This is a genomic window from Arthrobacter sp. MPF02, assembly GCF_046605375.1.
In the GTDB taxonomy this organism is placed as follows: domain Bacteria; phylum Actinomycetota; class Actinomycetes; order Actinomycetales; family Micrococcaceae; genus Arthrobacter.
The window spans coordinates 2972985-2999911 of the sequence record NZ_CP176772.1 but is presented as its reverse complement, the minus strand read 5'-3'; the positions used below and the strand labels follow the sequence as shown (position 1 = coordinate 2999911).

The window sequence follows — 26927 nt, the reverse complement described above, 5'->3', positions numbered from 1 at the left end:
AGCGAGGGCCACATGTGATTTCCGGGTTGATGACCTGGGCCGGATGCACTTGCGGCTGCAGGACCGGGGGGTGGCCGAAGGCCCGCTCCAGGGGGCGCCGGATGTCTGCCTATTTTTCACGGCCCTCGATCCCGACGGCAACACGCTGCTGCTGACGGGCCGTTAATACCGGCGCATATAGTGTGGGGACTGAACCGCAGACGCAAGGCTCAGGAGGCCCCACATGCTCGTGCTCGTCATCAACTCCGGCTCGTCCTCGCTTAAGTACCAGGTGCGCGACGTAGCGGCCGGAACGGTCCTCACCGAGGGGCTGATCGAGAAGATCGGCCAGGGCAACGGGGGCGACGGCGACGGCGAAATTGTGGGCCCTCGCGACCATGCGGAGGCGCTTGAGCAGGTGGATGCCGCGATCCATGAGGAGCTCGGCGACCTGCAGTTGGGCGCCGTGGGGCACCGGGTGGTCCACGGCGGGGAGCGGTTCGCCGAGCCGGTGCTGATCGACAACGAGATCACCCGGGCCATCGAGCGCCTCAATCCGCTGGCGCCGCTGCACAACCCGGCCAACGTGCTGGGCATCCGGGCCATCAGCAAAAAGTGGCCGGAGATGCCGCAGGTGGCCGTGTTCGACACCGCGTTCCACCGGAGCCTGCCCGAGCACGCCTGGCGTTACGCCGTCCCGGACGAGCTCTACACAAACCACGGCATCCGCCGCTACGGCTTCCACGGCACCTCGCACGAATACGTTACCCGGCAGGCCGCGTCCGTGCTGGACATCCCGGTGGAGGAATTCGACGGCGTCATCGCCCACCTGGGCAACGGCGCCTCGGTCACGGCGATCCAGGGCGGACGGTCCGTGGACACGTCCATGGGCTTCACGCCGCTGGAGGGCCTGGTGATGGGCACCCGCTCCGGCGACCTGGACCCCTCCATCCTGGTGTTCCTGGGCCGGGCGGGCTGGACCCCGGAGGACATCGACACCATGCTGAACCGGGAATCCGGGCTTAAGGGCCTTGCCGGCAACAACGACATGCGTTCGGTGGTGGAAGCCGCCGAGGACGGCGACAGCCGGGCCGCAACCGCGCTCGCTGTCACCTCCTACCGGCTGGCCAAGTACATCGGCGGGTACCACGTGGCGGTGGGCGGGGCCAAGGCACTTGTGTTCACGGCCGGCATCGGTGAGAACTCGCACCAGTTCCGCGCGCTGGTGGCGGACCGCCTGGGCGCCCTGGGCATAGAGCTCGACGGCGCCCTGAACGTTGGGCGGTCCAAGGAACCGCGCGTCATTTCCACGCCGCAGTCCGCCATCCCTGTCCTGGTGGTGCCCACCGACGAGGAGCGTGCGATCGCGGAGGCAACGGCCGCCGTCGTGGGTGGGTAGGCCCGAAGCCTATGCCCGGCCCTTGAGGATCAGGTTCCAGTAGATTTGCGGGAACAGGTCCCGGTCGATCACCCAGGACAGCTTGCTCTCGTTCCAGGTGGGGACGCGGGGGATGGTGGGCATGGGCCGGTAGCGGTCGTCGAACTCGGCGAACACCACTGTGTTGCGGGAGACCGTGAACGGGCACACCGAGTAGCCGTTGTACTTCTCCGTCAGCGGCTTGCCTTTCCGAGCGGCAACCAGGTTCTTCGCCAGCACCTTGGTCTGCTTGCGCAGCGCCCCGCCGGCCTTGGAGTTGGTGGTGCCTGCGGCATCGCCCAGGGACCACACGTTGGAATACCGGAGATGCCGCAGCGTCTGCCGGTCCACCTCCACGAACCCGCCCTTGTCCCCGGCTGCAGGCAGGTCCGTGGCCTTGAGCCAGTCCGGCGCCGACTGCGGCGGGACCCCGTTGAGGACTTCATAGTGGATTGACTCCTCAGCCCCGGTCTCAACGTTCCGGATGGTCGCCATCTGCTGGCCGGCATCCACGGAGACGAGCTCACTGTTGGTCCACAGCTCGATGCCGTACTCCGAAATTTTCCGGTCCAGCTCCCGGTCCACTTCCGGAACCCCGAACACGGTGGGGTACGGCTGGACCATCACCACCCGGATCTTGTCCAGGACGCCGTGTTCCCGCCAGTAGTCGCAGGCCAGGTACATCGGTTTCTGGCTCGCCCCGCCGCATGTGACGGGGCCGGCGGGCATGGTGAACACTGCGGTTCCGGATGTCAGCCCGCTGAGGAGCGTCCAGGCCTTGGGCGCCAGCTCGAACTCGTAGTGCGAGGCGCCGTGCGGCGAGTGCACGGCCTCCTCCAGGCCTGGCACGGCGTCCCAGTCGTACTGCAGCCCCGGGCACACCACAAGCTGCCCGTAGCCGAGGGCTGACCCGGACGCGAGCGTGACAGTGTTGGTGTTCGCATCCACGTCCACGGCGCTGTCCCGGATCCATGTCACACCCTTGGGCGTCACAGAATCCTGGCTGCGCACCGCCTCCTTGGCGGACGCCCGTCCACCCGCGATGTGCGAGAACAACGGCTGGTACAGGTGATGGTCCTTGGGCTCGATCAGCGCCACGTCCTTGACGCCGTACCGCTCCAGCCGCGCCGCAAGCGCAACCCCGGCGTTGCCGCCGCCAATGATCACCACCTCGTGCTGGCCGGCCACGGCGCTACTTCTTCTCGGTCAGGGCGGACGCCTTGTGCGCGGCGCGGGCGCCGGTCTTGGCCGATTCAACCACGTACTGCGGTTCGTCCTCGCTGGCCCGGTGGGTGTGCCCGTCCAGTTCGAAGTCGCTCGTTTTTTTCTCCACGATCTTGCCGTGCGTCTTGCCCTGCGAAGTGTTCCATTCCACGGAGGTTCCCTTGCTCAACGACATTTGTTCTCCTAGCTGGGGTTTACGGTGGGTTGGGGCTCCACGGCGGGGGCCGTGCCCCCAGTATCCGCCGTGGGCGGCGGTGTCTCAATGGGGACGTACGACGGCGGCGCGGCGCCTCCTGCGGGCTGGGTGGCCGGTGCCGTGGCCGGGGCGGTCCCTGCCGGGGCGGGTGCCGGCCCGCCGGGGGCAGGTGAAGCCGGAGCGGCAGGGGCTTCCGTTGGTGCGGGCGCGGGCGTGGCGGGAGCTGTGGAGTCCGGGCTTCCGGCGGCGCCCTGGTCCGCCGTGATAATGGCGGTGATCTGTTCCTTGTAGGCCGCCAGGCGGACCTGGATTTCGGAGAGGGGCACGTTCTGGAGGTTCCGCCCGTACTCGGCAATTTCAGCCCACAGTGCGTTCAGCCGTGCCAGGCTCTCCTCTCCCAGCGGGCCTTCCAGGGTCAGGACCAGCTGGCTGGCCAGCGCGTAGGCCAGGCAGTCAACGCAGTTGTAGTTGGCCGCAGCGGACAGGTTCTCCGGAACAACAACATCGGCTTCGCCAACCACCAGGACAACCTGGAAACCCACCGCGATCGCGGCGCAGCCCGTGCAGCTGGCGAAGGCGTAGGCCTCGTTGCGGGTGTCCACCGGTCTGCCATCCTCGGCCCACACCAGGGCAAAGGCGATGCTGTAGGTCATGGAGTTGTCCGTGGTGTTCACGGCCAGCGCCTGGTTTCCGTCCTCCTCCGGCGCCAAGGGCCGGTCGAAGGGGAAGACCCAGGACGGGGCAGCATCTGAAGGCCGGGTTGCGGGGGCGGCTGAACCGGCGGCGGGGGCGCGGTCCTCCGCCGGCACCAGTACCATGGCCAATTGCGGGTTGTCCCGGGTGGGCGTCGCCGCGGCCTCCGGCCACAGGGCAATGGTCCTGCCGCCGCGGCCTTCCCTTAGGAGGGTGCCGGACTCCGGAAGTATGGAGGTGGTCGCGTCCGCCAGCGTCCCGCGTTCGTAAGGCTGCACCGGGCGGTACGTCCCGCCGTCGGGCCACCATGCCCAGCCCAGCCCGGCAAGAAGCGCCGCGACCGCACCCATGGCGGCGGTCCCTTTCAGGGCGCTGCCGCGGCTCTTCCGCCAGAGTCCCGTGACCAGCTGGCGCAGCAGCCTGAGCAGGATGTACAGCATGCCGAGCATGGGCAGCGCGACGGCGACGATCGCCAATACGCGCACGGCGGCCCCGGCGATGTCCCCGGCGGAGAGGCTCGCAGCGAATTGTTCCTGCTGGCTGGTGAGGCTGTCCCAGGCCGTGGCCAGCAGGCGCGGGAGGGCCAGCACCATCATGGCCAGGCTGAAAAGCAGCAGGGGCACGGTGACCAGGACCCAAAGTGTGACAACGGCGCGGGCCCACGGCTTGAGGACGCGGCCCTCCGGTTTGCCCCAGTTCCACGGCAGCAGACCGAGCAGGGTGGGCTTGATGCGCTGGAACAGGTCCGGCACACCGGTGGTGTCTGCCAGGATGTGGTAGCCGTCGAACCTCAGCAGCGGGAGCAGCTGCCGGACCATCTGCAGGATCTGGGTCACCACCACCAGCAGCAGGGCATCAAAGCCGGTGGCCCGCCACAACCCCATGATGGCAACGGCCACGATTGCGTTGAAGTAGAGGCCGCCAAGGTCGGTGCGGAGCCGGCCGCCGCGGCCCAGCCGGTAGGAGTCGGTGACATCGGTGAAGAAAGCCGGCCACACGAGGTAGATTCCGGCGCCCATCGCGCCCGGGGTGGCGCCGCCGCGGCGTGCTGCGGCGGCATGGCCGAACTCGTGGAAGCCGGCCGAGAGGATGGTGATGGCGAAGATGAGCAGCAGCAGCGGCGGGTTGGCGAACGCCTCGTGCGTGGCGGAGCCGAGGCCCTTGACCATCAGCACCCACCAGCATGCCGCCAGGAAAACTGCTGTCACTGCCACCACGATCAACGGATTGAAGAGCACCGCGAACGGTGCAGTGATCCGGCGCGTCCGCTCCGGGTCCGTGACGGTGTAGCGGAACCGCATCCCCAGCAGGGGATCGGCCTTCCTGACCTCGGGCTCGGAGCCGTCGGCCAGGCGCAGAAGTCCCATGGGCAGCAACTGCTTGTCGATCAGGGTGCGCACATTGCCGGGGCTGACCAGGCGCCCCGAAACCTGGCTGACGTGCTGCGCGATGCCGTCGACGCTCCGGGTCCCGTCCGCTGCCTCGAGCACCAGGTACAGCAGTTGCGTCAGCTGCAGGGTCTGGCCGTCCGCGCGGCGTACCAGCGAGGGCGGCTCGCGGTAGCCGGAACCTTCGGATTGGCCCAGGAGCCGGACGCCTGTGGCCCGCACCGGATGCTGCTGCGGGTGCTCGGCAAGGGAGGCGGGGGACGACGGGGGGCCGGGCTCGGGGCGCGGCCCCCCGGTGGCATGGCTCATCTGCGCTTACTGCTGCAGGTCGGACTGCTGGTCCGCGCTGGCGTTCGCTTCGCCGTCGATGTTCTGCGAGATGATGGCGTCCTGCTCGGCCACCGCGTAGGCCTGGCTGTCGATGGAGCCGATGTTCGCGGCAACGGCAGCGTCGATCGGCGCCGCAACGTTGGCGTTGGCGGCAACGGCGCCATTGATGGGGGCGGCGATGTCGGCGTCGGCGTCCAGGTCCACGTTGACGTTGAGCAGGTCCCCGTTTAGGGCTGCCGCGGGGTCGGTGGGGAGCGCGCCGACGTCGGGGAGGCCACTGCCGGTGGTGCCGTCCGTCGCGGTGCCGTCGTCAATGGTGTCGTTGCCCTGGTCGATGGTGCTGTCCTGGGTGGATTCAGCGTTCGCGTCGGCCGTGATGCCCTGTTCGATCACAACGCCCTGGTCAGCCAGTGCCTGGGCATCGGAGCCGAAGGAGAGGATGTTGGCCGATGCTGCGGCGTCGATCGGCGCGGCTACGTTCGCATTGGCGGCCACCGCCAGGTCGATGGGTGCTGCGGCGTCGATGCCCAGGTCCAGGTCGGCATCCAGGTCCAGGACCGAGGCAACTTCCTTGTCCGGCAAGGCCGTTGCCTGCTCCGAAAGCAGTTCGTCGTCAGTCAGGGGACGCATCTCGTGTTCCATGCTTCAGCAACCTCCGGGTTGGCGCGGGGTTGGCCTGCCCCCAGCGGGCAGCCCGGCGCCAGACAATAGTAAGCATGATTAGCTTCTTTGGAACAACCCTTTCACCCGTAGATTGCTCCGCCGCTGGTGCCGGGGCTACCTCAGGCCGGCGCCAGGGAGCAGTTCGGTGGCACCCAGGGAATCGGCGATGAACGCGTAGTCCCAGGCCCGCTCGCGCCACTGCACGTACCGGCCGGAGGCGCCGCCGTGGCCGCCGTCCATCTCAATCTTCATCAGGATCGGTTCGGATCCGGTGGTTTTGTTCCGCAACTCCTGCACCCACTTGGCCGGCTCCACATACAGCACGCGGGTGTCGTTGAAGGACGTGACCGCCGCGATTTTAGGGTAGGCGGCCTCGCGTACGTTCTCGTAGGGGGAGTAGGACTTCATGTACGCGTAGGCCTGCGGGTCCGTGATGGGGTTGCCCCATTCCTCCCACTCCAGGGCGGACAGCGGAAGGTTGGGGTCCAGGATGCTGGTGAGCGGATCCACGAACGGCACCTGCGCTACGATGGCGGCGTACTTTTCCGGTGCCAGGTTGGCGACGGTGCCCATCAGCAGGCCGCCTGCGGAACCGCCCAGCGCGGCGATCCGAGTCGGGTCCACCCAGCCGGAGCCTGCCAGCCAGTCTGTGGCGGCGATGAAGTCGGTGAAGGTGTTTTTCTTGGTGAGCTTCTTGCCGTCCTCGTACCAGTGCCGGCCCAGCTCGCCGCCGCCGCGGATGTGGGCGATTACGAAAACGATTCCGCGGTCCAGCAGGGACAGGCGGGCGACACCGAAGCCCGGGTCCATGCTCATCTCGTAGGAGCCGTACCCGTAGACCAGGCCCGCCGCCGTCGAATCCTGTTTGACCGCCTTGTGCCGCAGCACGGAGAGCGGGATCCGGGTGCCGTCCGGTGCCGTCGCCCATTCCCGGGTGGCCACGTAGTCGCTGCCGTCATAGCCGCCCAGGACCGGGCTTTCCTTGCGCAGGAGCAGCTCGCCGGCGGGCCGCTCCGGAGTGGGCAGCACGAAGTCGTACACCCGGGACGGGGTGAAGTAGGAGGTGTAGCCCAAACGGATGACCGGGGCCTCGTAGTCCGAGCCACCCACCCCCGCGGTGTAGAGCTCCTCGTCGAACGCCGGCTCCACCGGTGCCTGCTGTGCCGGTGTGCCCAGCCCGGCCAGGCCCATCACCTGGACCCGCTCAATGGTGTCCTTGCGGATGGACACGATGAGGTGCGTGGAGGTGACGCCGGCGCCGTTGACGCGGACATCGTCCGAATGAGCGACGACGGTCTGCCACTGCTGCTCCGCCAGCGGCTTCTGCAGCTCGTCCGGGTCCGCCAGCGAGACCATGGAGTTGATGGCGCCGCGATTGTGCGTAATGAGGATCTTTTCCTGGCCGTTAAGCAGGAAAGGCTCGGCCTCGTAGAGGACGCGTTCGTTGCGTGAAATGACGGTTGAGACCGCCTGGGCCGGATCGTCGAAGCGGAGCAGCCGGGTCTCGCTGTACTCGGAGCAGCCGATGCCCAGCACCAAATGGCGCCGGTCCGCAGAGAGCTCGAAGCCGAGCCACATGGCGGCGTCGTCCTCCTGGTAGATGACAACGTCCTCGGTGACTGGGGTGCCCAGGACGTGGGCCTTCACCTGGTACGGGCGCCAGGAATCGTCCACCACCGTGTAAAAGATGCGGGTGCCGTCGGGGGAGAACGAGATGCCGTAGAAAACGTTCTCGATGACGTCCGGCAGCAGCTCGCCGGTACGGAGGTCCTTAATCCGGAGGGTGAAGCGTTCGTCGCCGGCATTGTCCACCGCGTAGGCGTAGAGGTTGCCGTCCACGGTCACGGCCGTGCCGCCGATGGAGAAGAACGGCTTGCCTTCCGCCTCGATGTTGCCGTCCAAAAGCACTTCCTCGCCGGGAATCGCGACCCCAGGCTCCACGGCGGGCGGGGTCCAGTCGGCGATCCTGTCCCCGGTGTCCGCTGCCCTGACCCGGCACTGGATGCCGTACTCCTTGCCCTCCACCGAGCGGCTGTAATACCACCAGTCGTCCTTGCGGTGCGGAACGGACAGGTCGGTTTCCTGCGTGCGCCCCTTGATTTCCTGGAAGATGGCCTCGCGGAGCGGTTCCTGGTGCGCGGTCACGGCCTCCTGGTAGGCATTCTCGGCCTTCAGGTGCTCCACGACCTCGGCGGATTCCTTGTCCCGCAGCCACTCGTAGTGGTCCACGAACGTGTCCCCGTGGTGCGTCCGTTCGAGGGGGACCCTTTTGGCCACGGGCGGGGTGGCCTTGGGTGCGGACGTGCTGGCGGAATCCTGCAGAGGAGTGGAGGTCATGCCCTCAATATATCCACCGGCCCTGGCAATAGCCGCGGCCGTTCGCTACCGGGAAAGCCGGGATAGGGCAGCCCTAGTGGGCTTCAGGACGCAGGCGTATTGTGTTCACCGCAAGGCACATCCGCCACGCGTGAGAGGGGAAGCTTATGACCATCCCGCCAGTGCACGAACCCGAGCCGTTTCCGCCGGAACCGGGACCGGAACCAACGCCGACGGATCCGACGCGGCCGCAGCCCGGCCACCCGTCGCCCAATCCGTTCCCCGCACCACCCGCTCCGGGTCCGCTGCCCGTGCCGGATCCAGGGCCCACGCCGCTCCGTCCGGACCCCACCAGGAGCTGACCAGACCTACGGCAAGGGGCCTTTCACAAGCCGTGGAAGGCCCCTTTTCCATGCCCTTTGGGCCCTTGCAAAGGCCCAAAAAAATTCCTTGCGGGACCGCTTGCAGACCTGCTTCCGCAGTGCTAAAAAATCTATATCAGCCAATACAGATCGGCTGATACCAAAGACAGTGTTGGACCAACTCTTACGAGGAGGGAAGCCATGTTGATGCGAACCGATCCGTTCCGCGAGCTGGACAGGCTGGCCCAGCAGGTCCTCGGAACAACAGCGCGCCCGGCGGCGATGCCGATGGATGCGTGGCGCGAGGGCCAGGAATTCGTCGTAGCGTTTGATCTGCCCGGCGTGGCGGTGGATTCCGTGGATCTGGATGTGGAACGGAATGTCCTGACGGTACGGGCCGAGCGTCCCGATGTCACGGGCAAGGACACCGAGTTTATTGCCTCCGAGCGGCCGCGCGGCGTGTTCAGCCGCCAGCTGATCCTCGGCGACACCCTGGATGTCGAGAACGTCAAGGCATCCTACGACGCCGGCGTCCTGACGCTGCGGATCCCTGTCGCCGAGAAGGCCAAGCCGCGCAAGATCGAGATTGAGACGAAGGGGGCAAAGCAAGAGATCGCTGCCTAGGTCCCCTGCAGGATCGGGACGTCGGGCCAATCTGTTGACTGCCTTTTTGGGCGGGTTGCCTTACGTGCACGCCACAGCGCCAGACAGCGCATCGGCAGCATGGGCCTGAACTTCCCGATGCGGTGGCCCCCGGCTTCGGCCGGGGGCCGTCCAAGTTACCCGCCGGGATCCCTTGTTTGCGGTGGTGTCCCGGTGTAGAACGGGATTACCGGGAGGATCCGAACGCGTTGTATCTGCCAGTTTTGGGCGGTTTGCCTTCATGGAGCGCCACAGCGCCGGTAGCGCATCGGCAGTTGCGAGTGATCCCCTCCGTATGATGGCCCCCGAGCTTCCAAGCAGGGGGCCATCCCTTTGCCCGCCTGCGAGGGGGAGGCTCAGGTGCCGAGTTCGAGCATCAGTGCGGGCAGTTCGTCCGCGAGTTCACGGGCCAGGAACCCAAGCGGTCCCAGCCTGCTGGCGAGGCGGTCGGCGGCGGCGGCATGCAGGTGCGAACCCCAGCAGGCCGCCTGGGCTCCGCTGGTTCCCCGCCCCCGGAGCCCCGCGATGGCGCCGGCCAGGACGTCACCGCTGCCCGAGGTGCCCAACCCTCCGTATCCCGTGGTGATCTTCCACAGTTCCCCGGTACCGTCCGTGGCCGGACCCTGCGCCACCAACCCCTGGCAGGCCACCACGGCGTCGAATCGTTTGGCAATCTCGGTCACAGCCGCTTCCAGGTCCTCGATGTCCCGGTCCAGCAAAACCGCCGCTTCCTTGGGGTTGGGCGTGAGGATGAGCCGGCCGCGCCACGGGTCCAGTTGTTCCTCCACCTTGGCCAGGCCGCCCAGTGCATAGGCATCGAGTACGACGGCGGCGCCTCCTTCGCCGCCTGCCCCGCCCTGGGATTCCTCCCGCTCCAGCAGTGCCCGCAGCAGCTCCTCAGCCAGTTCGGGGTCATCGAGGCCGGGCCCCACAAGGACCGCATCCGCCCGGTCCAGGTACTGGCCGATCCTGTCCAGCCCGTCAGCCGTCACGGAGCCGTCCTCATTTTCCGGCAGGGCGATGGAACCGCACTCCGGCAGCGCCACACCCACTTGCACGGCCACGGATTCCGCCACGGCCAGGGACAGCTTTCCGGCGCCGGCCCGGAGTGCTGCCGTCCCCGCCAGCAGGGCTGCCCCGGGGGTGGCACGGGCGCCGCCGATCACCAGCACAGAGCCGCGCGAATACTTGTCCTCGCCGGGTGCCGGAAGCGGCCAGCCGCGCAGCAGCGACGGCGTCACCAGGACGGGATCGGCGGAACTACCGCGGGTGGACACTTGAATCCCCGGCGTGCTCAGTGACTTCCACGCCCTGCTCGGCCAGGTGGTCGGCCACGTTGAAGCTTTCCAGCGTCCATGGCCCGGCACCGGACGGGCGCACGTAGCGGGTAATGGAGGCATTCAGCACCGATTCGCTGGCGGCGAGGTCCAGGATCTCCCGTTCGGACATCCCCTCCAGGACATACCGGAACAGCATGATCACCGCGTCATGGCAGACCAGCATCACCCGGTGCCCCGTCCCCAGGTTGTTGAGCTCGGCAAGGACGGACCGCAGCCGCAGCGCCACGTCTGCCCAGGACTCCCCGCCCGGCGGCCGGTAATACAGCTTGCCCTGCCAGGACCGGCGCTCGGCTTCCTCCGGGTAGCGCGCTTCCACGCCGAGCCGCGTCAGCCGGTCCAGGATGCCGAGTTCGCGGTCCCGCAACCGCTCGTCGGTGCGCACCTTGAGGGGCCAGCCGGCAGCCTCAACCGCGACCTCGGCCGTCTGCAGGGCCCGGGCATACGGTGAGGAAACCACAGCATCCGGCCGGGCCTCCTCCGCGATCCGCGCCAGCGCGGTGCCTAGCGCCTTGGCCTGCTCCTGCCCGGTATTCGACAGGTTCACATCCGCGTCCCGGGCGGGGACGTCGATCACTTCGGCCCCCGCCAGCCGGGCCTCCGTGGCCGCCACGTTGCCTTCGCTCTCGCCGTGCCGGATCAGCAGCAGCTCCACGGCCCCGGCTTCCTGCACTGCCTGCGTCAGCCCGTCGTCGTTCATCAAGATCACCCCGTCTGCGTGCGCGCCAAGTCCACGAACATTACCAGCGGCGTACCCATCCGGGACCGGAAAATAACGGACGACGGCGGCCTGCCGCCGCCGCCCGTCCCGCACCTACCGCTCCGGTGTCAGCACCTTGGAGAACACGGTGGCCCCGTTGGCATTGCGCAGGCTGGCCGTGAAACTGTTGTCCTCGCCCAGCTGGACGTGACCGAAGAACTGGTTCTCGCCGTCGCGCGGTGACTCACCTGCGAAGCGCCCGGCCTTGGAGAACACCACCTCGGGCCCGAACGTGCCGTCCATGGCGTTCGGTCCGAACGACCCGGCAGCGATCGGCCCGGCCACGAACTCCCAGAACGGGTCGAAGTCGGTGAAAGCGGCACGCTCGGGGGAGTAGTGGTGCGCCGCACAGTAGTGGACGTCGGCGGTCAGCCACACGATGTTCTTCACCCGGTTCCGCTTGAAGGCGCTCAGCACCCCGGCAATCTCGAGCTCCCGGCCCAGTGGTGCACCGGGGTCACGGTTGGCCAGGCTCTCCTGGTTAACCGGGCCGTCCGGCACAATGATGCCCAGCGGCAGGTCCGCGGCGATCACCTTCCACGTGGCCTTCGACGCCGAGACCTCGCGGATCAGCCAGTCCACCTGCTCCTGGCCCAGGATGCTGGTGGCGTAGGCTTCCTTGCCGTCCGTGTTCGGCGATTTGAACGTGCGCATGTCCAGGCAGAAGATGTCCAGCTGCGGGCCACGGGCGATCTTCCGGTAGATGCGCGCCGGCTGGTACTGGCCGGCGTCGTCGAACGTCCCCGGCCGCCACGATGCGGCACCTTCCGCGATGGGCATGTACTCCTGCCACGCCTGCCTTCCCCGGGCGGCGAGGGTGTTGACGTCACGGACCGTGTAGCGAGGATCGTCCAGGATTTCGCCGGGGTACCAGTTGTTGGTGGTCTCGTGGTCGTCCCAGTTCGCGATCACGGGCACGTCCGCGAACATGGCCCGCATGTTGGCGTCCATCAGGTTGTAGCGGTGCCGGCCGCGGTACTCGTCGAGCGTTTCCGCTACCTTGGAGACCTCCTCGGTCACCAGGTTCCGCCACACCTGCCCGTCCTTTTCCACCACGGTTTCGGCGATCGGGCCGTCCGCGTACACGGTGTCGCCGGAGTGGATGAAGAAGTCCGGCCGGGTCTGGTGCATGGCCCGGTAGCCGCGCATGCCGCCGATTTCCTCGTTGATGCCCCAGCCCTGCCCGGCCGTGTCGCCGGTCCAGACGAAGCTTTGGGTGGACGACGCCGGCACCTCGCCTCCGTTGCTGGTGTCACCGGTGCGGCCCTTGCCGTTATACGAACCGGCGTCGGGAGCCGTGCGGAAGGTGCCGCGGACCGTCTCGCCGGCAGCGCCGCCGTCGTCCTCGAAGCTGATCTCCAGTGCGAAACGGGTGTTGGAGGGCAGGTTGCCCGCGTGGATCTTTGCGGTGAAGTCGGACGCCTGGGTGGCGCGGGGACCGCGGAGGACGCGCTCGAAGGCGCCGCGGCCGCGGAGGACCTCGCCGCCGTCGTCCACGGCCCGCAGTACCGCCCTTATCCGGCCTGCACCCGAGGAACGGGACCACAGCACGGCCGAGTCGGACGTCACGTCGCCGGTGGCGATGCCGCTGGGCAGCGTGAGCCGGTTCCGGACCAGCGCCACGCCGGCGGGGGACGTGGCGGGTGCGGCATTTGCGGCGGACGGCACCGAGGCCAGTGCCGCGGCCAGGACGGAGCCTTTGACGATGGTGCGGCGGGTAATGTCAGCGCGGGAAATGTCAGTCATGTCCTCAGGCTTCCGCCGCCGGGCACATGGATGCTTTCCCCCGAATGAACGGCCGGTGAGCCGCGGTTGAACAGCGGCCCCTACGGCCGGGCGAACTCCCCGATCCGACCCTCCCGCAGTGCCGCGCCCACCGCCGCTACCCCGCCGTAGTCCGGAAACAGCACCGACTGGCCGGCCACGAACCCGGAGCCGGCCGTGGGCAGCGTCATGGTGCCGATGGCGTTGGGGTCGAGGTTCCGGAGGCTATACGCCAGGATCGCGGCCTGAATGGGGTCAAACCCCTTGTTGACCGTGAGGCAGCACGAGGCGAACTCAACCAGGGACCGCACTGCGGTGACGTCATTAAGGGCACCTCCGGCGGTGAGCCGCGCGAGGATTGCCTTGAGCAGGATCTGCTGGTTGCGTACCCGCTGGAAGTCGCCGTCGGAAAAGGCGTAGCGCTCTCGGGAGAACTCGAGGGCCGCCTGCCCGTCCAGGTGGTTGATGCCGGGTCCGAAGACGTGCCTTGTGTCATGGGTGGACTGGAAGGGGACGGGCACGTTGACATCAATACCGCCCAGCCCGTCGGTAAGGATCTTGAGTCCGCCGAAATCGAGCATCAGTGTGTGGTCGATGGTGATGCCCAGCAGCGACTGTACGGCGGCCACCTGCATGTCGATGCCGCCGTACTGCAGGCCCGCGTTGATCTTCGCGCCCCCGAAGCCCGGGATGTCCACCCAGGTATCGCGGTTGATGGAGACGATGTACAGGGTCTTCCTGTCGGCAGGGACGTGGACCACCATCAGTGTGTCCGCCCGGTGGTCCATCGGTTCGCCCGTCGCGGCGGTGTGGGCAGCTGCGTCCTTTGCGACGCCGCGCATGTCACTGCCGATCACCAGGACGTTCATGGGGACGGCGGGATGTTCCGGGATGGGCGGCGGCGGTGGTGGCGGCGGGGGTGGTGCAGGCGTGGTTTCCGTGGGAGTTTCACTGGGGCCCGGTGTTTCAGCCTGCGTCGCTGCCGGCTGGGCTTCCATGCCGGCCCGGTTCAGGCTCACCACAGCCACGATGGCGACGGCGGCAAGAACCAGCGCGAGCAGCGCTGCGATCCACCGGCGGCGGCCGTGGGCCACCATGCTTCGTGGCCCGGTGCCACCAGGCGGCTGGGCGCCGGAGGGGCCGGAACCCGGGGCTCCATTTGGGCCGGAACCGCCTGGCGTGCTCATGGTGCCTCCACGTCTTCGTGATTTGTGGGATTAGTGTCCGCCCGCGGGCCCCTCCCTGGCTATATCCGTGTCCAAACTGTCATCTGCGGCCCTGGAGCAGGCGGCGGAAGCTGTGCGCCGCCGTCGTAATTCCCTCGGAAACGCAGGAAGGGTGCGAGGACGCCGGAGCGCTACAGCGTTGTCGCAGCGTTCCAGCGCTCCGGGGAATTGAGGCGGGCGTGCCGCAGGATGGAGACGATGGCCGGGGCCAGTTCGTCCTCCATCTGCCGGTACACCTCGGGGGAGCGCCGGTAAGGATCCACGATGTCGTTGTCCGCCGGGTCCGCGGGAAGGGACAGGTGGCGAACTCCGGCGGCCCGGGCCGGCAAGGCGCGCCAAAGGGCTGCGTTGGCAGCCAGGGGATCACCGGCGTCGGGCGTTTCCGGCCCCGCAGCCCCGCCTGACGGTGCCCGCTCGTCCAGCACATCGAGCATGCGGGCGAACTCGCGGATGGTGAAGGTCCGCTTGAGCAGGGAAGCGTCCTGTTGAAGCACCTCGCCGCGGTGGACCGAGGTCATGGTGAGCACCAGGTCCACTCCGCGGAGGATTTTCGGGGTGAGCTGGCGCGCCACGAAGCCCTCGGGGTCACCACCGAAGGTACGGACGATGTCCGCGGAAATGGGCTGCATCGGGTCTCCGGCCATCGCCCTGGTGCCCGCGCTAGCAACCTCGAATCCGCCCGGTACCACCTGGTTGAGTCCCGCCTGCAGCAGCCGTTCGGCCACGGGGGAGCGGCAGATGTTGCCGGTGCAGACGGTCAGGATGCGTACTGGTGCGGATGTGTCCAAGGATGTCTCTTTTCCCAGCTGATACGGGCCGTGCAGCCCGTGCTTTTCAACTTAACACGGCATTCCCATACGCCCTCCACAGTTCGCCCCGCGTTGCTCCATCAGTCTTGGTTCCTAAAACCGCGGGTTAAGGACCAAAACCGATAGAGCAACCGAAAGGGAGAGCCGCGTCAGAGGGTGGTCAGCAGCCGTTTCATCTCGGCAACTTCGGCCTCCTGGGCGGTGACGATGTTGCGCGCCAGCTGGACGGCGTCCGGGTGCTTGCCTGCACCCATTTCCTGCTGCGCCATGTCCACGGCACCCTCATGATGTCCGATCATGTGCTCCAAAAAAAGCCGGGCTGCTTCGGTGCCCTGGGCGTCCTTGAGCTTTTCGATGCCCTCCGCGTCCACCATTCCGGACATGCCGTGGCCGGAATGGTCAGCCATCATGGTGGGCACATTCCAGCCTGCGAGCCACCCGTTCATGGTTTCGATCTCGGGTGCCTGGGCATCCTTGATCCTGGTTGCCAGCACCGCGACTCCTGCAGGAATGTCCTGTTTGGCCAAGATGATGTCGCTCATCTCCACGGCCTGTTCGTGGTGCGGGATCATCATCTGGGAAAACATGACGTCCGCCTGGTTGTGGTCAGCAGCTGCGTCCGGCATAGTGCTGGCCATGGGGCTGGAGCTGCCGTGGTTCATGCCGTGGGTGCCCGCGGCGCCGGAGTTTCCGGAGTCCGCGGCGCATCCTGCGAGGCCGAGTGAGGTCGCAAGGGCAGCAGCAAGGGAAAAGGTCTTGAGGTTCATGTTCATTTTTTGGTCGGTCCTTCAGAAGTAGTCGAACTGGGCTGGTTGGGGCGTGGGCGGCCACGCCGAACAGTCCGTTTACGTCCGGCTAATGGACAACTCACACGGCGTCGGCCCCGGCGGGACATAGGAGTAACCGGCGGCGCCGCGGATGCCGCGCCCTGGTTCAAGCGATGCGGCCGCTGCGGCCGGGGGCGGGACAGCGGCGAGCAATCCGGTCTTGGCCAGGGGGATGCAGGACGCTCCGGCTTCCTCCGCGCCCGGGCAGCCGGAGCTGCAAGAATCTGGCGCCCTGAAGGACACGCCGTGAGCTGCAGCCGTATGCCCGCCGTGCACCGAATGGTCCGGCGTCATGACGTGCATGCCGAGGATCCCAGCCACGAGGGCAAGGACCGCAGACAGCAGCCCCGTACGAAGGAGGGCGGCAGGCCCGGCGGGAACCTGCGCGTTCATCTGTTCCCTCCTTCCCGATGGTTCTGCAACTGCTTCAAAGTACTCCGCAGTTCAACGTACCCCGGACGGGTTCAGTTTCAGGCGCCGGAGCAACTGGGCGTTCAGTGCCACCACAATCGTGGACGCGGACATCAGCACCGCCCCCGCAGCCGGCGAAAGGACAATCCCCGCGAAAGCCAGGACGCCTGCGGCCAGCGGCACGGACAGGACGTTGTAACCGGTGGCCCAGACCAGGTTCTGCCACATCTTGCGGTAGCTGGCCCGGGACAGGTCCACCATGGACAGGACCGCGCGCGGATCATTGCCCGCCAGCACCACGCCGGCGGACTCCATGGCAACGTCCGTCCCGGCGCCGATGGCGATGCCCACCTCGGCGCGCGCCAGGGCCGGTGAATCATTGACCCCGTCGCCCACCATTGCCACCTTCAGCCCGCGGGCCTGCAGTTCGGCCACCTTCTTGTCCTTGTCCGCGGGCAGGACCTCGGCGAACACCTCGTCAATCCGAAGGTCCGCCGCCACAGCCTGCGCCACCTGTCGTGCGTCTCCGGTGACCATGGCCACCTTGATGCCGCGGTTCTGCAGCGCAGCAACGGCCTGCCTCGACTCCTGCCGCACCGCATCCTCGAGGCTGACCGCGCCCAGGACGCGGCCGCCGTCGAGCACGTGCAGGACTGCCGCGCCGCGGTCCATCCAGCGCCGCGTCACCTCCGCCAGGGTGGGAGGTTCGACGGCGCCGAGCTCGCGCAGGAGCGCGGGTCCGCCCACGTGCAGCGTGCGTCCGTCCACATTGGCACGGACGCCACGCCCGGTCAGCGACGTGAAGGAACCTGCGGTAGGCGGCTCCAGGTTCCGGTCCCGGGCTGCGCGGACTATGGCCCGGGCCACGGGGTGCTCGCTGTCAGACTCGACGGCGGCGGCGAGGGCCAGCAGTCCGTCCGCGTTCACGCCTTCCGCTGCGGCGATGTCCGTCAGCTGCGGTTCGCCGGTAGTGAGCGTGCCGGTCTTGTCGAACAGGACAACGTCCACGGTCCGCATCCGTTCCAGGGCCATCCGGTTCTTGATCAGCACTCCGGCGCGTGCAGCCTGCTCGGTGGAAATGGCAATGACCAGCGGGATCGCCAGGCCAAGGGCGTGGGGGCAGGCGATCACCAGGACCGTGACCGTCCGGGTGACGGCTTCCGGAACACTGCCCAGCAGGGTCCAGGCGATGAACGTCAGTACGCCGGCAATGGCGGCAAAGTAGAACAGGAATGCGGCGGCCCGGTCTGCGAGGGCCTGGGCGCGTGAGGACGAGGCCTGTGCTTCCGCCACCAGCCGCTGGATGCCGGCCAGGGCGGTGTCGTCGCCCACGGCGGTCACCCGGACTCGGACGCTGCTGTCCGTGGCCACGGTCCCTGCCACCACGGCGTCGCCCGGGCCCCGCAGGACCGTTTTGGACTCGCCGGTGATCATGGATTCGTCGAACTCGGCCTGCCCGTCCGTCACTGTCCCGTCGGCTGGCATCCGGGCGCCGGGGCGGACCAGGACAAGGTCGTCGGGGCGGAGTTCGGAGACGGGGACAGTTGCGGTGCCGGTGTCCGTGATGCGTTCGGCTTCGTCCGGCAGCAGGGCGGCGAGGGCGTCCAGGGCACCCTGCGCTGATCCCAGGGCCCGCATTTCGATCCAGTGGCCCAGCAGCATGATGGCCACCAGCAGCGCCAGCTCCCACCAGAAGTCCAGGTCGAATCCGCCGATGCCGAGGCTGGTGATCCACGATGCGGCGAATGCCACGGTGATGGCCATGGCGATCAGCAGCATCATGCCCGGCCGGCGGTCCTTCAGTTCCTGCAGGCCGCCTTTGAGGAACGGCTGCCCGCCATACAGGAAGATGACTGTTCCCAGCACGGGCGGGATCCAGGCCGAGCCGGGGAACATCGGAGCCATGTAGCCCAGGATGTGCCCCACCATGGGGCTGAAGTACACCACCGGAACGGACAGTGCCAGCGTGAGCCAGAACCGGTTCTTGAACATTGCTGTGCTGTGCCCTGCATGCTGGCCGGAGGTGTGGACGGTGTGGTCGTCACCGCCGTGGTGTGCGTGCCCGGCATGGGGCTGCACAGTTTTCGCCGGGGCCGGGGCCGGGGGAGCAGGGCGGCGGGTGAGGGTCCCGCCCGCTGCACTGCCGTCGTCGTGATGATGTGCGTGGTTGTGGTGCGTATGGTCCTGCATCGTTTCCTCCTTGGAGGACTGGCCGCCGGCGCTGCAAGTGAGAGGGCATGCCGGGGTTGTTGCCAAAAGTGGGAGAGTGCCGCCGGGAAGGCTGCAAAAGGTGGGAGAGCGCCTAACCGGAGTGCTGTCCGGGGCGGGCGGGCGCCGGCGAGGAGGCGCCGTAGGACGCCGTTTGGGAAGAAGATACGACGGCGGCGGGAGGCTTGGGTGCGTTGCCTGCGGGTGCGCAGCAGCAGCCGGAAGGGGAGGCCAGGGGGAGCGCCGTGCGGTGTTCGGGATTCATGTCAGTTCCATTCCTTGACGAAGGATTGTTCCTTGTAAGAGGGCGCTGGGGTTGAACGGCTGTGAAGGCGGAACATGTGCCGCCGGGACTTACCACTTCACTGACAACACCACGAATATACCCCTAGGGGGTATGCAGGTCAAGACTTCCCGAATTTCCCCATTCGCCGGAAGAGGGGCATCCTGCACTACCCGGGCCGGTCCGCTCTGACCATACTTGTATCAGAAGCCGCGGAGATCCGTTCCTTCCGCGATGCGTTGATGTGCTACAAGGAGGTGGCCCTGTGACGACTGAGCTGAGCAGCCCCTATACCTACTCGAGCGCCCTGGGCGACAACGAATGTGTTGCCGGGACCTACTACGCGGAGGTGGAGGGATGGAAGCTCCACTGGTCTGACGGGATGTACCAGCTGCATGGGTACCGCCGGGGTGACGTGGTTCCCACCCTGGACCTGCTGTACGCCCATAAACATCCCGAGGACAGGCCCCGTTGCGAGGCGATCGTGGCGCGGGTGGTGCAAACCGGTGGGCACTTCGCCATGTACCACCGGATCATTGATGCCAAGGGCCGGACCCGCCGCGTTCTGACCTCGGGAGAAGGCATCATGGACGGGTCCGGCAAAGTCGTCCGCCTGGAGGGCGTGATGGTGGATCTCACATCCACCCTGCAGCGTGAGACGGAGCAGACCGCGCGGGACGCCGTTGCGGGGGCCACCTCCACCCGCAGCGTGGTGGACCAGGCACGCGGCATCCTGATGGGGCAGCTGAAACTGGGCGCGGAAGACGCATTCAAGATGCTGGTCAGCACCAGTAGCCACCGCAACGTCAAACTGGTGGTGGTGGCTGCGGAACTGGTGCAGCTGGCCAATTCGGCGGAAACCCGTGATTACCTGGAAACCGCCGTCAGGGCCATCGCCACCGAGAGCCGACCGCCTGCTGCCCGGCGCCGGGCGGGCTGATAACCAGGAGCCGCGGCCACGCCCACCTGCCGGAGCGGGCTTGCGGGGCGGGCGGCGGGGCACCCTAAGATGGATGAAGGTGCGCCGGGAAGTCTGGTCGGCAATGTTTTGTCGACTCCGGAATTAAGGACGCACTTGTGAACTCAACACCGCCATCTTCCCGCTCATCCACCGTCCTGGGGCGCGGATCCTATGCCGAAGCGCTGCGGATCGGGGAAATCCTCCGCAAGGAAACCGTGGGCGGCGCCCTGCTGGTGTCTGCTGCAATTATCGCCCTGGTCTGGGCCAACTCGCCGGCAGCGGACAGCTACTTCGCTCTCCGCGACTTTAAGGTGGGCTACGAACCCTGGCACTTGGAACTGAGCCTGGGCGCGTGGGCGGCCGACGGGCTGCTGGCCATCTTCTTTTTCCTGGTGGGCCTGGAGCTTAAACGCGAATTTGTGGCCGGGGACCTGCGGGACATCAGGAAATCGATCGTCCCCGTGGCCGCCGCCGCGGGCGGCGTGGTTGTCCCGGCGGTGATTTACGCCGTCGTCAATCTCAGCAGCCCGGAAACGCTGCGCGGGTGGGCGATTCCCACCGCCACGGACATCGCGTTCGCGGTGGCCGTCCTGGCCATTATCGGCTCGCACCTGCCCAGCGCCCTGCGTATCTTCCTGTTGACCCTGGCCGTGGTGGATGATCTCATCGCCATCAGCATCATCGCGTTCTTCTACACCAGCGACCTGCACGTCGAGCCGCTGCTGCTGGCCCTGGTTCCGCTGGCGGTTTACGCCTTCCTGGCGCACCGCTTCCGTTACTTTTTTGGCATGAAAGCACCGGCCGCATGGGTGATCCTGCTGCCGCTGGGCATCGTTACCTGGGCCCTGGTCCACGCCTCCGGCATCCACGCCACCGTGGCCGGGGTCCTGCTCGGGTTTGCCATTCCCGTGCTGCGTTCCCAGGCCAGCGGGGGCCCGGAAGCGGGCCCGGGGCTGGCGGAGATCTTCGAGCACCGGTTCCGGCCCATTTCCGCCGGGATTGCGGTGCCCATCTTCGCCTTCTTCTCCGCCGGCGTAGCCGTGGGCGGCTGGGGCGGGTTTGTTTCGGCCCTGACTGATCCGGTTGCGCTGGGCATTATCGCCGGCCTGGTCCTCGGCAAGCCGATCGGCATCCTGGGCACCACCTGGGTCCTGACCAAGGCCACGCGGGCCACGCTGGACAGCTCCTTTAAATGGATCGATGTTTTTGGGGTGGCGCTGCTGGCCGGCATCGGCTTCACGGTGTCCCTGCTGGTGGCCGAGCTCAGCTTCGGCCAGGGCAGCCTGCACGATGACCACGCCAAGGTGGGCATCCTCGCGGCCTCGCTGTTCGCCGCGCTGCTGGCCACGGCGGTGCTCAAGACCCGGAACCGCCAATACCGGCAGGAGGAGGAGCGGGAGAAGGTGGACGCGGACCAGGACGGCATCCCGGACGTCTACCAGGACCGGGCATAAAAAGTCCCGACGCCGGCGCTGGGCCCGCGCCCGCAGGGGGCGGGCCCAGTGCCGGCGCCGGAATTTTCCTGTGGCTAGCGGCGGACGGACCGGCGGCGTCCCACGACTGCCTCGGCGGTGCCCACCAGGAGCACCGAGGCAATAACGGCCACGATGAAGCCCAGGAAGTTCAGCTCGAAAATGTCGCCCGTGCCCAGCAGTGACGCCACCACCCCGCCGATCACCGAGCCGGCAAGGCCCAGCAGGAGGGTGGCAACCAGACCCAGGTTCTGCTTGCCCGGCTTGATGAGGCGGGCCAGTGCTCCGATGATCAGGCCGGCAACGATGAAACCAATCACGGTGTGCTCCTTACATGTGGGTTACTGCCGCAACAGCAGACTCAGCATGTTCCGTACCCCGCTGCCGCGGGTTTAAGCGGGTTCCAGCCGGCTGGCCGTTTCCGCGGCCTCGTCCACGTGCCGGATCTCCAGTGCTTCGGGATCCAGCAGCTTGCGCGTGCCGGTCCTCGCGTCCAGGATCCAGAACAGTTCCAGGGCCGGAACCACGCCGGTAACCCGGCCCCGGTGGAACAGCCTGCCCCGGTGCCAGGCCTCGATGTTGTCTCCAATGCGGAGCTGGGCCGTGCTTACTCCTTGTGCCTCCATGGGATGCCTCCTGCTGTTGTTTCCTAGTAGGCACAGCTTGCCGTGGCGAGGTTGCCGCAGTGTTTCAGCAGGGTGTTTTTTCTGTATCGGCAGGTCAGCTGTGCGTGGGTTCTTCGACTAGTGCCGTGGCGATGCTGTCCGCGTCGGCCAGGGCGGCGAGGTAGCGTTCGGCGTCAAGGGCGGCAGCACATCCGGTTCCGGCAGCCGTGATGGCCTGGCGGTAGCGGTGGTCCACGGCGTCGCCGCAGGCGAAAACGCCGGACAGGTTGGTGACCGTGGTGGGGGAGTCCACCTTGATGTAGCCGTCCTCGTCCAGGTCCACCTGCCCGGCAACGAGCTCCGTCCGCGGCACGTGTCCGATGGCCACGAAAATTCCGGTCGCGGCGTGGTGCCGGCTCTCCCCGGAACGGGTGTCGGTGAGGGTCACGCCCGTCACCTTGCCGTCGCCGTGGATGGCGGTGACCGCGGAGTTCCAGGCGAAGCTGATCTTGGGGTTGTCCTTGGCCCGCTGCGCCATGATCCGCGAGGCGCGCAGTTCCCCGCGGCGTACGACGACGGTCACGGACTTTCCGAAGCGTGTCAGGAAGGTGGCCTCCTCCATGGCGGAATCGCCGCCGCCCACCACGATGATGTCCTGTTCCCGGAAGAAGAAGCCGTCGCACGTGGCGCACCAGGAGACGCCGTGCCCGGAAAATTTCTTCTCCTCGGGCAGGCCCAGTTCCTTGTAGGCGGAACCGGTGGCCAGGATGACGGCCGGGGCCTGGTGCGTCTCGCCGCCGCCGGTAGCCACCTTCTTCAGGTGCCCTTTCAGGTCCACGGACGTGACGTCGTCGAACACCACCTTGGCGCCGAACTTCTCAGCCTGTTCCTGCAGCCCGTCCATTAGCTCCGGGCCCTGGATGCCGCCGGGGAAGCCGGGGAAGTTTTCCACCTCGGTGGTGTTCATCAGCGCACCGCCCGCGGTGACCGAGCCGGCGAGCACCAGCGGTTCCAGTCCTGCCCGGGCGGCGTAGATCGCGGCGGTGTAACCCGCGGGGCCGGAACCGATGATGATGAGCTGCTGGTCCGTCATGGCATATCTCCTCAGAAGTTACTGGGCGTCCGGGTGCTGTGCGGGCACCAGTTCGGTGATCAGGCACTCGATCCGGGTCCTGATCTCGTCACGGATGGGGCGGACTGACTCTACGCCCTTTCCGGCCGGGTCTTCCAGCACCCAGTCCTCGTAGCGCTTGCCAGGGAAGTACGGGCACTCATCGCCGCAGCCCATGGTGATCACCACGTCGGAATCCTTGACAGCCTCTGTGGTGAGGATCTTGGGGACCTCCGCGGACATGTCGATGCCCACCTCGGCCATCGCCTCGACGGCGGCCGGGTTGATCTTGTCCGCGGGCTGGGATCCGGCGGAGCGGACTTCCACAGCACCTTTGGCCAGGGACGTCAGGAACGCGGCCGCCATCTGGGAGCGCCCGGCGTTATGGACGCAGACAAAGAGGACGGACGGCTTCCCGGCTGCTTCGGTGGTCATGTGGTTTCTCCTGTGGTTGTAGGTGTGTTGTCTTAGGCTGCGACCAGCCGCGGCGCCAGGTCGGCCACGCGGTGGGCAAGCAGTTCGTAGGCGTCCTCGAAAGCGGCGGGCGTACCCACCCGGACGGGATCCGGAATGGACCAGTGGACGGCATGGAGGCCCGGGATCTCCTCGTGCGCGTTGTCGCAGACCGTCACTACAAAATCGCCCTCGGCCTGCACCTGGTCCAGCCGCTGCGGCGCGACCTCCGGAAGGGGAAGGCCGCGGCGGGCCGCCACGGCCAGGGCGCCGCCGGCGATCCTGTCTGCGGGATGCGTCCCGGCGGATTCAGAAGGGACGGCGCTGGCCTGCCGCCAGAGTGCGGCGGCGAGCTGGGAGCGGGCGCTGTTGCGGGTGCAGACGAACAGGACGCGCCGGGCCCTGTGTTCCATTCCCGGCATCAGGTGGTCGAGGCCGCCGCGCACCAGGTGGATGTAGCTGCGCCGCCGGTCCGCCTCGGAGCGCTGGCGGACCACGATTCCGGCTTCTTCCAGCGTGCGCAGGTGGTGGGAAAGCAGGTTGGATGCCACCCCCAGTTCGGACTGCAGTTCCGACGGCGAGAGGTCGCCAAGTGCCAGCAGGTCGACGATGCGCAGGCGGGCGGCATCGGCCAGGGCGGAATGCATGGCCACCCGCTGCCGAAAAGCGGCACTTTGTTCAGTCTTCATTGACTCAAGTTTGACTGAGGTAACTGAGGTGGGTCAAGGTGGTTGCATGACACAGCCCCAACCCGCCCTCTGGCGCCGCGCCCTGGCCGAGCTGCTTGGCACCTGCCTCCTGGTCGCCGTCGTTGTGGGTTCCGGAATCATGGCCCAGCAGCTGTCCCCGGCAGATGTGGGCCTGCAGTTGCTCCAGAACAGCACCGCCACCGTGCTGGGGCTCGCTGTCCTGATCCTCATGCTGGGCCCCGTAAGTGGCGCGCATTTCAATCCAGTGGTTTCGCTGGCCGACTGGGCGCTTGGACGGCGCAACGGCGCGGGCCTCACGCTTCCGGAAGCGGGCACCTACGCGGCCGCCCAGGTGGCCGGCGCCATCGGGGGCAGCGTTCTGGCCAACGCAATGTTCGACGTCGGGACCTCCTTCTCCGCCAAGGACCGGCTCACTGGCGGGAACCTTTTAGGCGAGGTGGTGGCCACCGCGGGACTTGTCCTGCTCATTTTCGCCCTGGCCAAAACCTCCCGCGGCGCGCTCGCCGCGCCCGCTGTGGGCGCCTACATCGGTGCCGCCTACTGGTTCACGTCCTCCACGTCCTTCGCCAACCCGGCAGTGACGGTGGGCCGGATCTTCAGCGACACCTTCGCAGGGATCGCGCCCGGATCTGTTCCCGCATTTATCCTGGCGCAGCTGGCAGGGGCCGCCGTCGGGCTCGGCCTGCTGCTGGCCCTCTATCCTGCCGCCGGCAGGGCGGCAGACAACGTGGTGATCCCCCACCGCGCGGAACCGGCTGATGCGTAACCCCCACGCAGCCGGTTCCATCCCCGAAAACCGTCATGCCGCCACATCGGCGATTGTTGATGTGGCGGCATAATGGTCTCCCGTGATCCCTCTGATGCCCACAGGGCCACTGGAAGCAGTCCTGTGACGGCCGCCGGAGCAGCTCCTGCCCGTGGGGCGGCCCGTGGTTCGGTAAGTGAAGTTTTCAAAGTTTTCCTGAAACTGGGATTCACGTCCTTCGGCGGCCCGGTGGCGCACCTGGGCTACTTCCGCGACGAACTGGTGCAGCGGCGCAAGTGGGTTGACGACAAGGAATACGCCGACCTCGTAGCACTGTGCCAGTTCCTTCCCGGCCCCGCCTCCAGCCAGGTAGGGTTCGGAATCGGCCTGCACCGGGCCGGCCCGTTCGGCGCCCTTGCTGCTTTCCTGGCCTTCACGCTCCCCTCGGCCGCGCTGCTGGTGGCGTTCGCCGCGGGCGCTTCGCTGTTCCAGGGGCCTGTTGGCGGCGGAGTCCTCAACGGGCTGAAGATCGTGGCCGTGGCCATCGTGGCGCAGGCCGTGTGGGGGATGGCGAAGGCCCTTACCCCGGACCGGGAGCGTGCCTCAATAGCGGTGGCTGCGGCGCTGGCCGCGATTCTGCTGGCCGGTTCCCTGGGGCAGATTGCCGCGATCGTGATTGGCGCACTGGCCGGCCTGGTCCTCTGCCGCCCCGGCACCGGCGACGAGACGGGACTGATGCGGTTCCCGGTCAGCCGGACGGGCGGCGCCGCCTGCCTGGTCCTGTTCCTGGTTTTGCTGCTCGCGCTGCCGGTGCTGGCCCCCGCCACCGGATCGGCCGGCGTCGCGCTCTTTGATGCGTTCTACCGCGCCGGTGCCCTGGTGTTCGGGGGCGGGCATGTGGTCCTGCCGCTGCTCCAGGCGGGTGTGGTGGAACCGGGCTGGGTGACGTCGGAGCAGTTCCTGGCCGGGTACGGCGCCGCCCAGGCTGTCCCGGGGCCGCTGTTCACCTTCGCGGCCTACCTGGGAATGTTGTCCGGCGTCGGCCCGGGCGGAGTGGCCGGGGCGGCCCTTGCCCTGGCCGGGATCTTCCTGCCCGGATTCCTGCTGCTCCTGGGCGTGCTGCCGTTCTGGAACAGGTTCCGGTCCCGGCCGCAGGCGCAGGCCCTGATGCAGGGCGCCAATGCCGCGGTGGTGGGAATCCTGGCAGCAGCCCTGTACAACCCGGTGTTCACCACCGCGGTCACCGGGCCTGCACAGTTCTGCCTGGCGCTGGTCTGCTTCGTGCTGCTGGTCGCGTGGAAGGCTCCGCCCTGGGCCGTGGTCCTGGTGGGGGCGGCCGGGGGAGTCCTGCTCGCCTTCGTCCCGTAACCCCGAAAAGTTTTTGTCCAGATATGCCGACTTCCAGGCCGTGGAACCCTGCATATCTGGACAAAAACTCCAAGGGTCAGCGGCGGCGGGACAGTGCGCGGATCACGGCCGCGGCACCGAGGCCGGCCAGCACCCACGGCCCGCCAATCATGATCGGGTCCAGCCACTGGTGGTTGGTGTCCACCCGCCGTCTGCCGGCCCGTGAACGGATGCCCCCGCGGGAGAACTCGCTGAGCACACCTGTCTGGGTGACGGGGTTGTCCGGACGGAAGCTGGCGAAGGACTTCAGGTGGTTCTCCCACGCGTCAACCCGGTCCGCCGCGATCAGCAGCAGCCAGTGCGCCGCCCGCCCCTCGCTGTACTTGTAGGCGTACTTCCGGATGGCCCCCGAGACTCCGGCCGGGGGGGTGGATGTGCCGAACACCGGCGGCAGCATGGCGTGCTCGATGGACTTTTCCCGCGGCCAGTTCTCCGGCTGGCGTTCCGGAAAATCCCAGTGCGCCCCGGTTTCGATGCCCGGCTGCTCGCGGGGGAACGAGGGGCGGTCCGCCGGGTCAAGGTCCACGCCCCACCCGGGGATGCGCGCCCGCAAGGCTTCAGCGGATTCACGCCCGGACGACTTCCCGGCCGTGTACGGCGTTGCTGGCTCAGACATGGTGCTTCCTTC

The 26927-nt window shown here is 67.5% G+C and carries 26 protein-coding genes; 6 read left to right on the top strand and 20 right to left on the bottom strand.

The features are described 5' to 3' along the window. Positions 1 to 223: 223 nt before the first annotated feature. The gene (locus ACLH0K_RS14230; RefSeq protein ID WP_411374203.1) at positions 224 to 1378 is read left to right on the top strand and encodes an acetate kinase; all 1155 of its coding nucleotides are present in this window, start codon (positions 224 to 226) and stop codon (positions 1376 to 1378) included. Positions 1379 to 1387: 9 nt separating this feature from the next. Here the strand turns inward: ACLH0K_RS14230 and ACLH0K_RS14225 are convergent, their stop codons facing one another. The 5 genes from ACLH0K_RS14225 to ACLH0K_RS14205 form a co-directional block, all read right to left on the bottom strand. Then, positions 1388 to 2584 carry an NAD(P)/FAD-dependent oxidoreductase gene (locus tag ACLH0K_RS14225; protein ID WP_411374202.1) on the bottom strand — a complete coding sequence of 399 codons (1197 nt, stop codon included), beginning with the start codon at positions 2582 to 2584 and terminating at the stop codon, positions 1388 to 1390. Between the two features lie 4 nt (positions 2585 to 2588). After that, positions 2589 to 2795, bottom strand: a complete 207-nt coding sequence (locus ACLH0K_RS14220) for a DUF2945 domain-containing protein (RefSeq protein WP_275729631.1) — start codon at positions 2793 to 2795, stop codon at positions 2589 to 2591. 8 nt (positions 2796 to 2803) lie between these two features. Beyond that, a complete protein-coding gene (locus tag ACLH0K_RS14215; protein WP_411374201.1) occupies positions 2804 to 5206 on the bottom strand; it encodes a hypothetical protein in 2403 nt (800 codons plus the stop codon). A 6-nt stretch (positions 5207 to 5212) separates the two neighbouring features. Further along, a complete protein-coding gene (locus ACLH0K_RS14210) occupies positions 5213 to 5869 on the bottom strand; it encodes a peptidoglycan-binding protein (RefSeq protein ID WP_411374200.1) in 657 nt (218 codons plus the stop codon). Positions 5870 to 6004: 135 nt separating this feature from the next. Then, on the bottom strand, positions 6005 to 8227 hold the full coding sequence (locus tag ACLH0K_RS14205; RefSeq protein WP_411374199.1) for a S9 family peptidase: 2223 nt from the start codon (positions 8225 to 8227) through the stop codon (positions 6005 to 6007). A gap of 542 nt (positions 8228 to 8769) precedes the next feature. On the opposite strand from ACLH0K_RS14205, the gene ACLH0K_RS14200 reads away from it, so the two are divergent. Further along, positions 8770 to 9192 carry an Hsp20/alpha crystallin family protein gene (locus ACLH0K_RS14200; protein WP_411374198.1) on the top strand — a complete coding sequence of 141 codons (423 nt, stop codon included), beginning with the start codon at positions 8770 to 8772 and terminating at the stop codon, positions 9190 to 9192. 374 nt (positions 9193 to 9566) lie between these two features. Here ACLH0K_RS14200 and ACLH0K_RS14195 read toward each other — a convergent pair whose 3' ends face one another. The 9 genes from ACLH0K_RS14195 to ACLH0K_RS14155 form a co-directional block, all read right to left on the bottom strand. Continuing rightward, on the bottom strand, positions 9567 to 10487 hold the full coding sequence (locus ACLH0K_RS14195; RefSeq protein ID WP_411374197.1) for an NAD(P)H-hydrate dehydratase: 921 nt from the start codon (positions 10485 to 10487) through the stop codon (positions 9567 to 9569). Beyond that, positions 10471 to 11247, bottom strand: coding sequence for a histidine phosphatase family protein (locus tag ACLH0K_RS14190; RefSeq protein ID WP_411376484.1), 777 nt, complete (start codon positions 11245 to 11247; stop codon positions 10471 to 10473). Before ACLH0K_RS14190 ends, ACLH0K_RS14195 begins: the two co-directional genes overlap by 17 nt. A 114-nt stretch (positions 11248 to 11361) precedes the next feature. Further along, the gene (locus ACLH0K_RS14185) at positions 11362 to 13053 is read right to left on the bottom strand and encodes an alkaline phosphatase D family protein (RefSeq protein ID WP_411374196.1); all 1692 of its coding nucleotides are present in this window, start codon (positions 13051 to 13053) and stop codon (positions 11362 to 11364) included. Between the two features lie 80 nt (positions 13054 to 13133). Then, entirely contained in the window at positions 13134 to 14258 is a 1125-nt protein-coding gene (locus tag ACLH0K_RS14180) for an LCP family protein (RefSeq protein ID WP_411374195.1), read from the bottom strand. A gap of 170 nt (positions 14259 to 14428) precedes the next feature. Continuing rightward, on the bottom strand, positions 14429 to 15085 hold the full coding sequence (locus ACLH0K_RS14175) for a low molecular weight phosphatase family protein (protein ID WP_411374194.1): 657 nt from the start codon (positions 15083 to 15085) through the stop codon (positions 14429 to 14431). Between the two features lie 170 nt (positions 15086 to 15255). Next, positions 15256 to 15879, bottom strand: a complete 624-nt coding sequence (locus ACLH0K_RS14170) for a DUF305 domain-containing protein (protein ID WP_411374193.1) — start codon at positions 15877 to 15879, stop codon at positions 15256 to 15258. Between the two features lie 72 nt (positions 15880 to 15951). Further along, positions 15952 to 16326 carry a DUF6153 family protein gene (locus ACLH0K_RS14165; RefSeq protein ID WP_411374192.1) on the bottom strand — a complete coding sequence of 125 codons (375 nt, stop codon included), beginning with the start codon at positions 16324 to 16326 and terminating at the stop codon, positions 15952 to 15954. Positions 16327 to 16377: 51 nt separating this feature from the next. Beyond that, positions 16378 to 18534 carry a heavy metal translocating P-type ATPase gene (locus ACLH0K_RS14160; RefSeq protein ID WP_411374191.1) on the bottom strand — a complete coding sequence of 719 codons (2157 nt, stop codon included), beginning with the start codon at positions 18532 to 18534 and terminating at the stop codon, positions 16378 to 16380. 112 nt (positions 18535 to 18646) lie between these two features. Continuing rightward, positions 18647 to 18817 carry a hypothetical protein gene (locus ACLH0K_RS14155; protein WP_411374190.1) on the bottom strand — a complete coding sequence of 57 codons (171 nt, stop codon included), beginning with the start codon at positions 18815 to 18817 and terminating at the stop codon, positions 18647 to 18649. Between the two features lie 283 nt (positions 18818 to 19100). Here ACLH0K_RS14155 and ACLH0K_RS14150 point away from each other — a divergent pair, with 283 nt between their 5' ends. Beyond that, on the top strand, positions 19101 to 19775 hold the full coding sequence (locus tag ACLH0K_RS14150; RefSeq protein WP_411374189.1) for a PAS and ANTAR domain-containing protein: 675 nt from the start codon (positions 19101 to 19103) through the stop codon (positions 19773 to 19775). A gap of 137 nt (positions 19776 to 19912) precedes the next feature. Further along, positions 19913 to 21250: a Na+/H+ antiporter NhaA gene (nhaA, locus tag ACLH0K_RS14145; protein WP_411374188.1), complete on the top strand. Its 1338-nt coding sequence runs from the start codon at positions 19913 to 19915 to the stop codon at positions 21248 to 21250. Between the two features lie 74 nt (positions 21251 to 21324). Here the strand turns inward: nhaA and ACLH0K_RS14140 are convergent, their stop codons facing one another. From ACLH0K_RS14140 to ACLH0K_RS14120, 5 genes are all read right to left on the bottom strand, one after another. Further along, complete coding sequence (locus ACLH0K_RS14140; RefSeq protein WP_411374187.1) at positions 21325 to 21588, bottom strand: GlsB/YeaQ/YmgE family stress response membrane protein; 264 nt, start codon at positions 21586 to 21588, stop codon at positions 21325 to 21327. Between the two features lie 72 nt (positions 21589 to 21660). Continuing rightward, the gene (locus ACLH0K_RS14135) at positions 21661 to 21894 is read right to left on the bottom strand and encodes a hypothetical protein (RefSeq protein WP_411374186.1); all 234 of its coding nucleotides are present in this window, start codon (positions 21892 to 21894) and stop codon (positions 21661 to 21663) included. Between the two features lie 94 nt (positions 21895 to 21988). After that, the gene (gene trxB, locus ACLH0K_RS14130; protein WP_411374185.1) at positions 21989 to 22966 is read right to left on the bottom strand and encodes a thioredoxin-disulfide reductase; all 978 of its coding nucleotides are present in this window, start codon (positions 22964 to 22966) and stop codon (positions 21989 to 21991) included. Positions 22967 to 22984: 18 nt separating this feature from the next. Continuing rightward, positions 22985 to 23419 (bottom strand): arsenate reductase ArsC, encoded by a 435-nt coding sequence (locus tag ACLH0K_RS14125; RefSeq protein WP_411374184.1) that lies wholly within the window; start codon positions 23417 to 23419, stop codon positions 22985 to 22987. A gap of 32 nt (positions 23420 to 23451) precedes the next feature. After that, complete coding sequence (locus ACLH0K_RS14120) at positions 23452 to 24126, bottom strand: ArsR family transcriptional regulator (protein ID WP_411374183.1); 675 nt, start codon at positions 24124 to 24126, stop codon at positions 23452 to 23454. A 46-nt stretch (positions 24127 to 24172) separates the two neighbouring features. On the opposite strand from ACLH0K_RS14120, the gene ACLH0K_RS14115 reads away from it, so the two are divergent. Then, on the top strand, positions 24173 to 24913 hold the full coding sequence (locus ACLH0K_RS14115) for an aquaporin (RefSeq protein WP_411374182.1): 741 nt from the start codon (positions 24173 to 24175) through the stop codon (positions 24911 to 24913). 123 nt (positions 24914 to 25036) lie between these two features. Further along, positions 25037 to 26260, top strand: coding sequence for a chromate efflux transporter (gene chrA, locus ACLH0K_RS14110; RefSeq protein WP_411374181.1), 1224 nt, complete (start codon positions 25037 to 25039; stop codon positions 26258 to 26260). Between the two features lie 76 nt (positions 26261 to 26336). Here the strand turns inward: chrA and ACLH0K_RS14105 are convergent, their stop codons facing one another. Beyond that, positions 26337 to 26915 carry a hypothetical protein gene (locus ACLH0K_RS14105; protein ID WP_411374180.1) on the bottom strand — a complete coding sequence of 193 codons (579 nt, stop codon included), beginning with the start codon at positions 26913 to 26915 and terminating at the stop codon, positions 26337 to 26339. Positions 26916 to 26927: the final 12 nt, after the last annotated feature.

What these genes read in the sequence shown, in the direction of transcription:
- ACLH0K_RS14230 (WP_411374203.1), top strand. Translation starts at nt 224, where the DNA reads ATGCTCGTGCTCGTCATCAACTCCGGCTCGTCCTCGCTTAAGTACCAG.
- ACLH0K_RS14220 (WP_275729631.1), bottom strand. Translation starts at nt 2,795, where the DNA reads ATGTCGTTGAGCAAGGGAACCTCCGTGGAATGGAACACTTCGCAGGGC.
- ACLH0K_RS14215 (WP_411374201.1), bottom strand. Translation starts at nt 5,206, where the DNA reads ATGAGCCATGCCACCGGGGGGCCGCGCCCCGAGCCCGGCCCCCCGTCG.
- ACLH0K_RS14210 (WP_411374200.1), bottom strand. Translation starts at nt 5,869, where the DNA reads ATGGAACACGAGATGCGTCCCCTGACTGACGACGAACTGCTTTCGGAG.
- ACLH0K_RS14205 (WP_411374199.1), bottom strand. Translation starts at nt 8,227, where the DNA reads ATGACCTCCACTCCTCTGCAGGATTCCGCCAGCACGTCCGCACCCAAG.
- ACLH0K_RS14200 (WP_411374198.1), top strand. Translation starts at nt 8,770, where the DNA reads ATGTTGATGCGAACCGATCCGTTCCGCGAGCTGGACAGGCTGGCCCAG.
- ACLH0K_RS14190 (WP_411376484.1), bottom strand. Translation starts at nt 11,247, where the DNA reads ATGAACGACGACGGGCTGACGCAGGCAGTGCAGGAAGCCGGGGCCGTG.
- ACLH0K_RS14185 (WP_411374196.1), bottom strand. Translation starts at nt 13,053, where the DNA reads ATGACTGACATTTCCCGCGCTGACATTACCCGCCGCACCATCGTCAAA.
- ACLH0K_RS14180 (WP_411374195.1), bottom strand. Translation starts at nt 14,258, where the DNA reads ATGAGCACGCCAGGCGGTTCCGGCCCAAATGGAGCCCCGGGTTCCGGC.
- ACLH0K_RS14170 (WP_411374193.1), bottom strand. Translation starts at nt 15,879, where the DNA reads ATGAACATGAACCTCAAGACCTTTTCCCTTGCTGCTGCCCTTGCGACC.
- ACLH0K_RS14165 (WP_411374192.1), bottom strand. Translation starts at nt 16,326, where the DNA reads ATGAACGCGCAGGTTCCCGCCGGGCCTGCCGCCCTCCTTCGTACGGGG.
- ACLH0K_RS14160 (WP_411374191.1), bottom strand. Translation starts at nt 18,534, where the DNA reads ATGCAGGACCATACGCACCACAACCACGCACATCATCACGACGACGGC.
- ACLH0K_RS14155 (WP_411374190.1), bottom strand. Translation starts at nt 18,817, where the DNA reads ATGAATCCCGAACACCGCACGGCGCTCCCCCTGGCCTCCCCTTCCGGC.
- ACLH0K_RS14135 (WP_411374186.1), bottom strand. Translation starts at nt 21,894, where the DNA reads ATGGAGGCACAAGGAGTAAGCACGGCCCAGCTCCGCATTGGAGACAAC.
- trxB (WP_411374185.1), bottom strand. Translation starts at nt 22,966, where the DNA reads ATGACGGACCAGCAGCTCATCATCATCGGTTCCGGCCCCGCGGGTTAC.
- ACLH0K_RS14125 (WP_411374184.1), bottom strand. Translation starts at nt 23,419, where the DNA reads ATGACCACCGAAGCAGCCGGGAAGCCGTCCGTCCTCTTTGTCTGCGTC.
- ACLH0K_RS14120 (WP_411374183.1), bottom strand. Translation starts at nt 24,126, where the DNA reads ATGAAGACTGAACAAAGTGCCGCTTTTCGGCAGCGGGTGGCCATGCAT.
- ACLH0K_RS14115 (WP_411374182.1), top strand. Translation starts at nt 24,173, where the DNA reads ATGACACAGCCCCAACCCGCCCTCTGGCGCCGCGCCCTGGCCGAGCTG.
- ACLH0K_RS14105 (WP_411374180.1), bottom strand. Translation starts at nt 26,915, where the DNA reads ATGTCTGAGCCAGCAACGCCGTACACGGCCGGGAAGTCGTCCGGGCGT.